Source organism: Pasteurella skyensis, assembly GCF_013377295.1.
GTDB lineage: Bacteria > Pseudomonadota > Gammaproteobacteria > Enterobacterales > Pasteurellaceae > Phocoenobacter > Phocoenobacter skyensis.
In genome coordinates this window covers 1,371,779-1,384,133 of the sequence record NZ_CP016180.1, presented here as the reverse complement: position 1 = coordinate 1,384,133, position 12,355 = coordinate 1,371,779, and the positions used below count along the sequence as shown (strand labels likewise).

Here is a 12,355-nt window from a genome sequence, read left to right as displayed (position 1 = left end):
GGTATGAAATCACAAACATTTGTAAATAATTGCTCACAAGTGACCGCTTGCCAGTTAACTGAAAATGCGACGAAAAAGGTTATCTGTGGAATGTCTGGGGGAGTAGACTCATCGGTCTCTGCGTTTATTCTTCAACAACAAGGTTACCAAGTGGAAGGCTTGTTTATGAAGAATTGGGAAGAAGATGATGATACCGATTATTGTACCGCTGCGGCTGATTTAGCTGATGCTCAAGCGGTATGTGATAAATTAGGCATTAAGCTACATAAAATTAACTTTGCCGCAGAATATTGGGATAATGTCTTTGAGCACTTTTTAAGTGAATATAAAGCAGGACGAACACCAAATCCGGATATTTTATGCAATAAAGAGATCAAATTTAAAGCTTTTTTAGAATACGCTGCAGAAGATTTAGGTGCTGATTATATTGCAACAGGGCATTATGTACGTCGTCGTGATCTTGAGGGACAATCTCAGTTATTACGTGGTTTAGATGCGAATAAAGATCAAAGTTATTTTTTATATACTTTAAGTAAAGATCAAGTAGCTCAAAGTTTATTTCCCGTCGGTGAACTAGAAAAACCTATTGTTCGCCAAATTGCCGAGGATTTAGGTTTAGTCACTGCGGAGAAAAAAGATTCCACAGGGATCTGTTTTATAGGTGAGCGTAAGTTTAAAGACTTTTTAGCCCGCTATCTTCCTGCTCAAGTCGGTAATATCAAAACCATTGGTGGTGAAGTAATAGGTCAACATCAAGGCTTGATGTATCACACCTTGGGGCAACGCAAGGGCTTAGGTATTGGTGGTTTAAAAAATAAATCTGAAGAGCCTTGGTATGTGGTGGAGAAAGATTTAATCAATAATGAGTTGATTGTGGCACAGGGACACGATAACAGTGCATTACTTTCAACTGGTTTAATTGCTCAACAATTACATTGGGTCGATCGTCAACCTATTCGTAAAAATTTACGTTGTACTGTCAAAACACGTTATCGCCAAACTGATGTTGCTTGTGAAATTCAGCCTATTGATGATGATACCATTAAGGTCATTTTTGATGAGCCTCAAATTGCTGTAACTCCAGGTCAATCCGCTGTCTTTTATCTTGGTGAAGTTTGTTTAGGTGGCGGTGTTATTGAAGAGCAGTTAAAATAAATGATAACCTCTATCTGAGTAGATAGAGGTTTGTTTTATAAAAGGAAATATAAGAATGAAAGCATTGGAAAATTTAATTCAGTTATTAACATTAAAAAAAATTAATGAAAATACCTTTCAAGGGGAATCAGAAGATTTAGGTTTACTGAAGGTATTTGGTGGTCAATTGATGGCTCAATCATTAAGTGCTGCAATGGAGGTGGTTGAATTAGAGAGACATTTGCACTCTTTTCATACTTATTTTTTAAGGGCTGGAGATATTCATTCTCCCATTATTTATGAAACAGATATTTTACGAGAGGGAGTAAGCTTCACTGCTGTTAGTATATTAGCAAAACAAAATGATGAAATACTTTGTCGAATGATCGCGTCATTTCAACTGAAAGAAGAGGGATTTGAGTATCAATCCCCAATGCCAAAAGTGGAAGAACCTGCAGCTCTTTATTCAGAAAATGAATTAATTCAATCGATGGCATCATACTTGCCCGAGCATTTAAAAGAAAAATGCCAAGAAGAGCGGCCATTTGATGCCAGAATTAAATATGTGAATAATCCTTTTAAGGGAGTAAAACTTCCCCCAGAGCAGTTTGTGTGGGTAAAAGTAAATGGAAAAGTTGCTTCAGCTAATCAGCGCTTACAACAATGCTTATTTACTTATTTTTCAGATTTTCATTGCTTGCCAACGGCACTTCATCCTCATAAGAAAGGAATAATGCAGCAGGGAATGCGATTTGCCACTTTAGATCACGGTATTTGGTTTCATCGTGATATTGACTTAAATGATTGGATTTTATATGCGTTAGAGAGCAATAATAGCTCAGGAGGACGAGGATTGACGAGAGGACAAGTTTTTGATCAAACAGGTAATCTGTTGGCAACCGTTCAACAAGAAGGAATGCTTCGCTTTTCCTCTTAAAAAGTTACATAAAGTTGATGATTAGAGATTATTTTGTAGGTATTTGTGTTTATGATTAAGAAGTATTGATATGAATTATAAAATCCCCATTTATTTTGTGTTCCTTGCTGCAGTGTGGGGTGCATCTTTTATGTTTATGCGAGTAGGCGCCCCTGAATTGGGTGCTTACGCATTTAGTGGTTTACGAGTGGGGATTGCAGGGTTGATTTTATCTCCTATTTTATTAAAACCAAGCTGTTTCAAAGAATATAAAGAGCATTGGCTGAAATTGTCATTAATTGGTATTCTTAATACAGGTATTCCCTTTATGTTATTTACGCTTGCTACTTATCATTTGACTGCAGGAGTAACCTCAGTGATTAATGCATCCGTTCCTGTAATGACGGGAGTTATTTCTCATTTCTTTTTTAAATATTATTTGTCAAAACAACAGTTTTTGGGGTTGATTATTGGTATTTTAGGTGTTGCTTTATTAATGTTAGATGGATTGCAGGGAGAAGGAAGTATTTGGGCATTTATTTCCGCATTGGGAGCTTGCCTATGTTATGCAATGAGTAGTAATCTAGCAAAGCGATACTTATTTGCTATTAGTCCAATGACAATAGCGGCTTCAGGATTATTAGCCTCAGGGATAGTGATGTTACCGATAGTTATCTTATTTTTTCCTCAAAATACGATTAGTTGGACAGCATGGAGTTCTGTGTTTGCTATTGCGGTGTTATCAACTGCTATTGCAATGATCGTTTTTTATCAACTGATTCAACTATTAGATCCGACAAAGACGGCAATGGTGACACTATTTATTCCAATATTTGGTATTTTCTGGGGCGTATTGTTACTTGATGAAAAAGTATCACTTCAGATGTTATTAGGAACAGTGATAATTTTATTGGGTACTGCCTTAACTATTTTTCGCCGTAAGAGTATTAACGTAAAGAGCTAAAGATAAATATTTAGTGAGAAGATAAAAAATGATGGCTAAAGGAGCTAGTCTTAAAGATAAAATTCAAGAGACAAATGCTTGTGCAACACCACTTTGAGTCATTGCGATATAAGGTGTAATGGATATTTGATCCACGCAAGTCGCTGAAAAAGAATTACTTTTAAGCTGGCAAACCTATATCACTGCTCAGGGTTACATTGACAATAATTTATTATCACAAATGAGGTTAATCAACTCTCTGTTCGTTTATGGCGACCGTTATATAATGAATTTAATAATGTTATCGGTATTAGCTTAACCAGAAATCAGACCTTAAAAATAACCAATGGTGAAAAAACTCTTCATCGAGCAAGTCAAAAACAGCCTACATGTTTAAAGGTAATATTTTGACTCAGAAATAGGCTTGCACTACAATTGCTATAGCAATTATGCTCCGAACCCCAGATGCTAATCACTGCTGACTCAATGGGAGTAGGGGCTTGTATAGGGGAATATTTTTTTGAGCTTGGATTGAGCATAATGAAAAAACAAAATAAAGCACATTTTAATATTAACTTTTTAGATCTGCCAACAACAGATAGCAATGACAAGTTAATGTATATAGATTATTTTTTAAATTATGATCCAAATAAGTGGAAAAAAGGATCTGGTGGGGCTTCATTCGTTTATATTGAAATGGATAAAATATATTCATTGGTTATAAATGAACACTCTAAATATGGCTTCAATTTAATGTATGAACCTTCACATAATGGTAATGGTTGTTACTCATTGGGTGATAGCAGTCTATTAAATGAGTTTATTGAAGATAATGAAGAGAATTTTATGCCAGTTGGGACATATATTTCAGCAGATAAGGCTTGGCTTGTTGTTGAAGATTTTCTTAATAATCCTAAGATAGCATCAAATCGGATTCAATGGGTGAGTGATGATGATATTGAATGGAATTATGATTATTAGTTAATAGAGGGCAATTTTGATCCCCCATTTAAAGAAGTAACACACTACCCCACATTGGATGAACTGGATACTATGAAATAGATTACTAACTATAATCATATTGAATTTCTGGAATAGAGTATGTTAATTAAAAAAGTATATACTGAATCACCAATTGATACATTTAGATTAGAATACAGGCTGTGTAAATATCAAAAGAGAAATGGTTATCTATTATTTTATATAAATAGATTTCAGCCACTAATAAATTCTATACATACTAAGCGGTTGGATCATACTTTGTATGTATTAAAAGGTAGCATAGCATACCAAGAGGATATTGGTGTAGAACACGTTTGCAAAGAAACAGCACTGAATATTAACGAAGGAGAATGTGTGTTTTTACCTCGTGGTAGCTATTACTATTGGGTAGGAGAAGAAGGCGTAGAATTTGTTACAGTAACGGATAATGTACCTCAAAAAATTTATGACGCTATTCAGGTAGAGGACATAATAGTTTTTTAACTTTGTAAACATTATTTTTTAACATCACTAATGAAAAGGGTGAGTGCGATATCATTGATTATTATCCTAGTAGCTTAGTGCAACATGAGTGCACCTTTGATAGTTGGAAGCTTCATTATCAATACGACTTAAAGGGTAAGCTCACAATATATCACTGCTGACTCAATTGGACTTGTGAGCGGCTTGAACAATTTCAGTATGTGACCAATTCGACGAGGTTTGTTGATCCTTTGGGGTTGGCAGGTAAAAATGGACACTGTCCAAAGAAAAAGAAAGTTGAACCAACTAAAGAAAAAAACTCTCTTCACCAAATCCTGTACAAATCCCTGATCTTGCGAGAGCATATGAGGATATCATTTCAGGAAGAGGAATGCCCAACCCTGATGAATTTGGTAATCCCAAAATTTTTAGAGGAGATGGTAAACTTTCTCAATGGGCTGGGGCAACTGAATGGTATGTTCCTAACAAACAGGGACAAAGGCACCCCGAAATGAGGATACTAAGAAAGCCAAACGGTCAAATGGGCTATTCATTGAAACATTATAGAGATGGCGTAAAACTGTTGCTAAGCCCATGGTATCCCGATGGTGGAAAAGCAACAAAACCAATTAGGTTACCGTAACATGTACAAAATTACTTTATTTTTAAAATATGACGATGATGATGGCTATCCAATATATGCACAAAGGATAGTCCAAGAAGATACTATCATTTTGAGGCTGATTGGCTATAAGGGAGATATCAACTTTAAGACGACATTTGAAAGATGCGTGATTGAAGTAAAAAATAATCAGGGAATGTATTCTGAAGTAGAAAGGTGTGTTCAAGTAGATAAACTGGTTGCCCATGAAGACAAAATGTTTTTATACCTTGATAATGATTTTCTATCTGCAGGCTGGCTTGAATATAATATTTTTGAGTACTTAGAAATTTTATCGGATTGTAAAGAAAAAAGATATTGGCTTAATTTAAACGAAGAAGAAAAAAGTAATTGGTGCGTAAGTTGTATGTGTTTTAATAGGCAGCCAGAACTATTCCATGAAGAAGTTGTTATCGATGGTCGTTTCATCGATTCAAAATTAAGCTTTTTATGTGAATTTGCAGAAAGCATTATTGGCATTGGCGGCTATTTTGGAAGTACTTTAGATGGGTTTGAAGATTGTCTAGCTTTTGGCTACTACATGGATCATCCTTTACGAGATACGCTAAAAAATATTACTGTCATATGGAAGCATTTTGATACATGTGAATTTGAAGGTAAAGATGTTGTATTAGAAATATTGGAAGAGCGTGGGGTGACGCTAATAGCAGAGTAGCTTACGTAGATATCATTGCATGCTACAGAGAAAGTTTTAGGTCATAATTAAATAATCCTTATGAGAATATCCGTATATAAATATTAAAAGAACCAGAAGAAAAGCCATGAATATTTTTGTAAATAATACTGAAGTAAGAATAAGTGAAGTATCGTATAGAGAATTAAATTTTGGGCAACTAAGAAATTACACAAAATTATATCCATATAAAGTAAAAATACCAAATAATGAGTTTATTAAAGTATTTAATAATTATTATAATAAATTTGTAGAAGAATTAAGGATAGATGATGCTATGTATGATGACTTTGAACCTCCGTATAAAGGAGCAACAGATTATCCCCAAATAGAAGAGCTACTTTATTTAAATAGTCAACAATTAACAGAGTGGCTTGATTTTTTACAGGATGAGTTGTTTATTTTTTACCTAGCAAAAAAAAATTACAATAATGTAAAATATTTTTTACTTACTTGGGATAAGGTAGAGTTTATTGATGGTGTTTTTGTAGTATCTGGTTTTGCTGATTGTCCTACTCGTACAGTAGCTTATGATGGAAGCATAGGATTGAACTAACACTTTCTCCAAACCTTATAATTCATAGTTTTCCAGCGTCCCCTGAGCAAGTAAAAAAATATATAAAAGGAATAAAAGAATGAGCGATATGTGGCAAAATATTCAAGCTTTAAGAGTAGCCCCCAGCTGGCTAATTGAATACAATGTTTTTTTTGATTATGAACCTATTTCCGAAAATATGGAATGGTTTTATGCATCTTGTCTTTTATCAGCTTCTAGCCAAAGAGACAAAAAGTGTTTTGAACTTGTTTATGAACCCGAAGGTGACCCTGATGGACAGTTTGTAATATACTTTTTTTCCTTTGATGGCAAGAATTATGCCAATACGACCCTTTTGGATATCAAAAAAACAAAAAGTAAAAAGAAAGTAACAACCTTAATTGAAGAGTTTATGTGGGGCACAAAAAAACTAAACACAACAAATAACGCTTACTTTAAGTAAGCTACCAAGAAGAGGACGATAATGAAATATTTGTACGAATTAAAAAATAATTTTGAAAATAAGAAAGCTTTTGACCTTTACTATGCTTTAAAAGAAATCTTGAAAGAAAAAAGAATGAGCTTTAATGAAATAATATTCGAATTTAGTCAAGGTCTTAGTGTTATTTCGGGAGCCTATACTATCTTATTAGATGAAGATTGGGATACGCCTAGTGATTATGGAACAGTGGAAATTTATATTGGAGAAACATCGACCATATTAGATATAGAGACCTATGTATTATTAGTTGAGAGTGTTTGTGAAAATTATCTTAACTACCATCCTGAAGATAAAGAAAGGATAGATAAATACATAGACAAAATTAATGAGCGTTATGCAGAGTTTTTTGATAAGTAGATAAATATGATTAAATTGCAAAATAGAGAATAAAGATATGATTGAGTTTTATGGTTGGATAAAAATAAGAGAATCTTATGATGAGAAAAATGACTCTGATGAGCTGTTATCTGATATTTATAAAAAATTAAATACTCGGCTTTCTGAAATCCAACACAATAATTTTTTTATAGAATTATTGTTCTTAAATGGTGAAGGACGTTTGATTTTTACAGGAGAGAGTAATCATAAATCACAAAGTTGGTATGATTGTTTGTCTTTATGTGAATGGGTGACAAAAAATGCAGTAGGATCCTATGGAGTTATCTATTTTTTTGATGATGAGGATACCGAGGGCTATAATAATCAATTTCAAGTTTTCTCAATAAAAAAAGGAAAATTATCATTAGAAGCAGATAAGCTACTTTCCCCTTTTTTTGAAGAGTTGGAAAATAGATAGCCATTCTAGTAAATCAATAGTTATTATGTGAACTATTAAGAAAAGTAAGCATAAAAATGGTAAATTTTAAACAAAATGTAACCGCTATATTTTATTGATTTTCATATAACCCATTGATATATAAATTGTAGCGACAGAGAATTCCCTGTCTATCTGTGAAATATGAAATGTGTAAATTTTGGCATGAAGGAAAAATAATGCTAAAAAGTCGTTTAAAACCTTATAGAATAAGGCTTTGAGTGGCTTTTTTTGAATGTATTTAAAAACTGTGAAAAATGCAGTAGTAAAAATCTAAAGAAAAATGGAAAATTTAAAGGTAAAAAAAAGTATAAATGTAATATTTGGCATAAAGGACAAAAGTAATGCTATTTTTTAGTACTACTTGAGTAAAGGACAAAAAATATTATTTTTAAACCTTAGAAAGAGTAATTATTTAGAAATAAGCTAAACAGGGAAGGGAAGCAAGGGAGAGATGCCTCCCTTGTTTATCAAGATAAATGATAGAGCATTAACTTTTTTCAAAGTTGTTATAAACCGTATTAATTTGACGGCTTACTTTGATAAAAGTCGTGCGTTTAGGTAAATGTTTTAGTTTGGCTGCACCAACATAAGTACAAGTAGAACGAATACCACCCAGAATTTCTTGAACGGTATGTTTTACTTCACCACGATAAGGAAGCAATACTTCTTTGCCTTCACTCGCACGGTATTCATTCACTTTTCCATAGTGTTTTTTCATTGCATTGCTCGAACTCATACCATAAAAAGTCATAAACTCTTTGCCATCTTTGATCACTACTTCGCCATTTGATTCTTTATGTGCTGAAAGCATTCCACCTAACATCACAAAATCCGCACCGCCACCAAATGCCTTAGATATATCACCGACATTAACACAGCCACCATCAGTACAAACTAACCCACCTAAACCGTGAGCAGCATCAGCACATTCAATAGTAGCAGAAAGTTGTGGCACACCAATACCAGTCATCTTACGAGTAGTACATACAGAACCTGGGCCAACCCCAATTTTGACAATATCAACACCACTTAAAATAAGTTCTTCAGTAATCTCATAAGTGACAACATTCCCTGCCATTAATACTTTATCAGGAAACAGTTGGCGAATTTTTTTGACTTGATTTAAAAAGTGTGCACTGTATCCGTTGGCAATATCGACACAAATCATCTTAAGTTCAGGCACCTTAGCAATAATTTGCTGTAATTTCTCTATTTCAGTATCGCTTGAACCAATTGTGACAAAAAGGTATTTTAGAATAGCTTGATTATTTTTGGCGAAAGCAACCCAATCATCGACATCATAGAATTTATGCACTGCTGTGAATATTTGAAATTGTGCTAAAGATTTCGCCATTTCAAAAGTTCCAACACTATCCATATTCGCCGCAATAATAGGAACACCTTCAATTTCTACTTTACTGTTTCTTGTAGTAAAAGCTCTGTTTAAAGTGACTTCTTTCCTAGAATTAAGAGTACTTCTCTTCGGTTTGATTAAGACATTATCAAAATCTAGGTATTCTTGTTCTTCAATTAGCATAGTTTATCCCAATAAAAAGTTAAAAAAAAATTGTTCTAGATTTGTAACGCAATGATACGATTGGATATGCATAAAATGATAGACATTCAAATTATGAATTGCTTGTATATCGACCGCAATTACTGAAAGAATTTAGCATAAAAAGATAATTAATCAAATAAAAAATATTGTAAATTTACAAATATTTACATTCTTATAAATTACGTTCACACTAAGATAGCAAACGATTACTATTTTAAAAAAGTGGCTACTATCACAACCTCTGAGTAAAGAAATAAATCAATTCTCAGGATCAATTTGTAAAATACAGAGATTATCATTATTCCATAATTTTTTACTTATTGCTTTTATTTGATCTAAAGTGACCGCTTGTTCTAAATGATACATTTCAGATAGATAGTTTGGATTACCATAATAAAGATAAGAGGCACGTAAGCGACTTAACCATATTTTAGGTTGTGTTAATTTTAGTTTTTCTTTTTTTCTAAAATTTATCAGCATTTGGTTTAATTCTGTTTGAGTAATTTTGTCAGGAAACTCCTTTAATACTTGCTGAGATTTTTTCCATAATAATTGAGTACGTGCACTCTCACTACTAAAGGAAAGCATTGAACGAATTCTGTTATTATATGGACTTACATTTGAACTAAAACGTACACTATAAACGCCTTGTTCATCATCTCGTAATGCAATTTGTAGATATTTATAGGTTAATTGATTCGCAAAATGCAGTTGTAAATTGGTTTCTGGTGTTGCAGTTTGCGGTTGCCACGTGATTGCTGCAAAATCAGTACGTTGTTCACTATTTTGATTTAATATGGCTTTACCTGTGCCAGAAATAGGTTCGTAAGGTGTGAATTTTACAGGTTGTTTATCTCTTGGAATACCTGCTAAATATTTTTTCACCAATGGTTTTATGTCTTTTGCTGGCATATCGGCAATAAGGTAATAAGTAACAGGGATTTTTTGTAATACTTTCCATTGAGCAAATAAATCATCCGCTGTTAGGGTATTGATATCCTGTGGCGTAGGTTGTTTATATTCTTGTTTACCATAAAGTAATTTTGCAAGGGCTTCACGTCTTTGGATATTTTTAGCATAAATTGGCGATTTTAACTTTTGTGCTGTTCTAATTTTAGACACCTTAAAACCTTCTTCATCTATTTGAGCAGAAAGTAGCTGTGACTGATACAAATGGAACAACTTATCGATTTTATCTTTTTTTCCTAAACCTTGAATTAACCAATATTTTGATTTCATTTTACGATGAAAAAGTGTAGTTTCATTTTGTTTATGCCAGTCTTTAAGACTGGTTTTATCAAAGCCTTTTGGTCCACTAAACCAAATAAATTTAACTGCTAATTTTGTTTTCCAAGGATTTAGTTGTTCTGCCATATAACCTATCGGTGCTTCAATGGTCATAGAAACATCATCTTTGGCAAGCTTACTTTCTAAATAAACAAATTTATCACCATTGTTTAAATGCCATTCCGTCACAGATTGTTTAGGATAAGTGATTTCTTTTGTTATATCGCCTGCTTGAATTGGTTTAGGCAGTTTAGTGAGTTCTTTTTTCTGTACTTTATAAAGATTAAAAGTATTCAATTTTGCTTTTGCTAAGTTTTGTACTTTTTGCTCTAACTCTTTTGTACTAGGCAACGCTACTTTGGTTAAAGCTGGGGCTTGAAGTTGTAAGATTTTATCTTGTGAATTTAGCCATTGAATTAATCGCTTATTAACGTCTGCTACTGTAATAGTTTTTAAGATAGCCTCCATTGATTTAGCTGATTGTGCAGGTGTACGAATGGGTAAATTGTCAAACAAAAAATAGTGTGCTGTTTCTAATACATTGGAAAATTCATCAGAAAAACCAGTTTTCTTTTTCTCTTGTTTAATTAAGTCTTTCACATCTTTAATGTAATCTTGCATTTCTGAGGCAGTGATAGGGGAGCGTAAAAATTGCTCTCTAATTGTCAGCAATTTATCTGTCGCAAGACTATGTATATTATCTGTAATTTCTGCATTTAGGATCATTCCAGCAGTGTGATGCCCTAAATAGGTTTTGCGTAAATAAATATTAACTAAATGTTCAGGAAACGTTTTTTTTAGTTTTTTTAATCGGTTATTCACTGTTGAAACAACAAAACCATCGACTAAACGCTCTCTCAGTTCATCATCTACACGAGCCAGTTGCTCTTTTTTAGGTTGTGTGATTTTATCTTTACCTGCTATATCTTGAGTATTACGGAAAATAATCGAAACACTGTTACCATTGCTGTCTTTTTCTTGAATTTGAGAAACCGTCCAGCCTGATTTCAATTTAGGTTCATAATAACTTTCATCTCGTTTAGGAAGAGAATGTTGCGGTTTTACAGAGAATTTCTGTTTAATTTGTTTTGCAATCGTTTGGATAGGAATATCACCCGCTACAACCAATAATTGCATATTATTCGGCTGATACCACCGCTTGTGGAATTGTTGCAACACTGCTACTTTTCTTGTCTTAATTCCTTTCTCCGAGCCAATAATTTCAGAGTGAGTATAACGGGAGCCACTACGTAAACTATTCAAATATTGCTTTCTTAAACGTTTAAAAGGACTACTTTGACTACGCCATTCTTCTAAGACAATTTTTCTTTCTTTATCCCAAGCCAGTGACGTGAGAGACGGGTAGAACATCATATCAGCTAAAATATCAAACAACTGATTTAATTGCGCTTTAGCTTTTGGCGGACTAAATGTATAAGTGGTATGTTCATAACCTGTACTTGCATTATATTGACGACCACGCTCCCAACCTTGTTTCATTAAATAATTCCAAGATCCCATAGGGAATTTTTTGCTGCCTTGAAAAACCAGATGTTCTAGCATATGAGCAGAGCCGTATTCATTTGGCATTTCATCAACTGATCCCACTTTTACTCGTAAACGAACATCAATACGATCCCCTGCATTTGGTACTTTAAAAATAAGATATTCTAAACCATTAGCCAATGTCCCTTTTTGATAGGTTATTTTCTCTTTACTTGATTCAGCATTGGCGAATTGCAAGCAACTAACTAAAAGTATACATACTAAATAAATTAATTTTTTCATTATGATTTTATCTTTCCTAATTCTTAAAAAATTCCCTCTTCTATTACAGAAGAGGG

The 12,355-nt window shown here is 33.3% G+C and carries 13 protein-coding genes; 11 read left to right on the top strand and 2 right to left on the bottom strand.

What is annotated here, in order from left to right; translation table 11 throughout:
• Positions 1–3 precede the first annotated feature (3 nt).
• From mnmA to A6B44_RS06605, 11 genes are all read left to right on the top strand, one after another.
• Positions 4–1,155: a tRNA 2-thiouridine(34) synthase MnmA gene (gene mnmA, locus A6B44_RS06655; protein ID WP_090919230.1), complete on the top strand. Its 1,152-nt coding sequence runs from the start codon at positions 4–6 to the stop codon at positions 1,153–1,155.
• A 55-nt stretch (positions 1,156–1,210) separates the two neighbouring features.
• Complete coding sequence (locus A6B44_RS06650; protein ID WP_090919233.1) at positions 1,211–2,071, top strand: acyl-CoA thioesterase; 861 nt, start codon at positions 1,211–1,213, stop codon at positions 2,069–2,071.
• 70 nt (positions 2,072–2,141) lie between these two features.
• Positions 2,142–3,014 carry a DMT family transporter gene (locus tag A6B44_RS06645; protein ID WP_090919237.1) on the top strand — a complete coding sequence of 291 codons (873 nt, stop codon included), beginning with the start codon at positions 2,142–2,144 and terminating at the stop codon, positions 3,012–3,014.
• Positions 3,015–3,533: 519 nt separating this feature from the next.
• On the top strand, positions 3,534–3,974 hold the full coding sequence (locus A6B44_RS06640) for a hypothetical protein (protein ID WP_090919240.1): 441 nt from the start codon (positions 3,534–3,536) through the stop codon (positions 3,972–3,974).
• Positions 3,975–4,094: 120 nt separating this feature from the next.
• The gene (locus A6B44_RS06635; RefSeq protein ID WP_090919243.1) at positions 4,095–4,478 is read left to right on the top strand and encodes a hypothetical protein; all 384 of its coding nucleotides are present in this window, start codon (positions 4,095–4,097) and stop codon (positions 4,476–4,478) included.
• 370 nt (positions 4,479–4,848) lie between these two features.
• Positions 4,849–5,100 carry a hypothetical protein gene (locus A6B44_RS06630; protein ID WP_090919245.1) on the top strand — a complete coding sequence of 84 codons (252 nt, stop codon included), beginning with the start codon at positions 4,849–4,851 and terminating at the stop codon, positions 5,098–5,100.
• Positions 5,063–5,794 (top strand): barstar family protein, encoded by a 732-nt coding sequence (locus A6B44_RS06625; RefSeq protein WP_090919247.1) that lies wholly within the window; start codon positions 5,063–5,065, stop codon positions 5,792–5,794. Before A6B44_RS06630 ends, A6B44_RS06625 begins: the two co-directional genes overlap by 38 nt.
• Positions 5,795–5,900: 106 nt before the next feature.
• Complete coding sequence (locus tag A6B44_RS06620; RefSeq protein WP_090919252.1) at positions 5,901–6,368, top strand: hypothetical protein; 468 nt, start codon at positions 5,901–5,903, stop codon at positions 6,366–6,368.
• Between the two features lie 79 nt (positions 6,369–6,447).
• A complete protein-coding gene (locus A6B44_RS06615) occupies positions 6,448–6,810 on the top strand; it encodes a hypothetical protein (RefSeq protein WP_090919255.1) in 363 nt (120 codons plus the stop codon).
• Positions 6,811–6,831: 21 nt separating this feature from the next.
• Positions 6,832–7,206: a ribonuclease toxin immunity protein CdiI gene (cdiI, locus tag A6B44_RS06610; RefSeq protein ID WP_090919258.1), complete on the top strand. Its 375-nt coding sequence runs from the start codon at positions 6,832–6,834 to the stop codon at positions 7,204–7,206.
• Positions 7,207–7,243: 37 nt separating this feature from the next.
• On the top strand, positions 7,244–7,645 hold the full coding sequence (locus A6B44_RS06605; RefSeq protein ID WP_090919261.1) for an Imm7 family immunity protein: 402 nt from the start codon (positions 7,244–7,246) through the stop codon (positions 7,643–7,645).
• 508 nt (positions 7,646–8,153) lie between these two features.
• On the opposite strand, the gene A6B44_RS06600 is transcribed toward A6B44_RS06605, so the two are convergent.
• Complete coding sequence (locus A6B44_RS06600; RefSeq protein ID WP_090919264.1) at positions 8,154–9,203, bottom strand: GMP reductase; 1,050 nt, start codon at positions 9,201–9,203, stop codon at positions 8,154–8,156.
• Positions 9,204–9,482: 279 nt separating this feature from the next.
• Complete coding sequence (locus A6B44_RS06595) at positions 9,483–12,299, bottom strand: M16 family metallopeptidase (RefSeq protein ID WP_090919267.1); 2,817 nt, start codon at positions 12,297–12,299, stop codon at positions 9,483–9,485.
• Between the last annotated feature and the right edge of the window lie 56 nt (positions 12,300–12,355).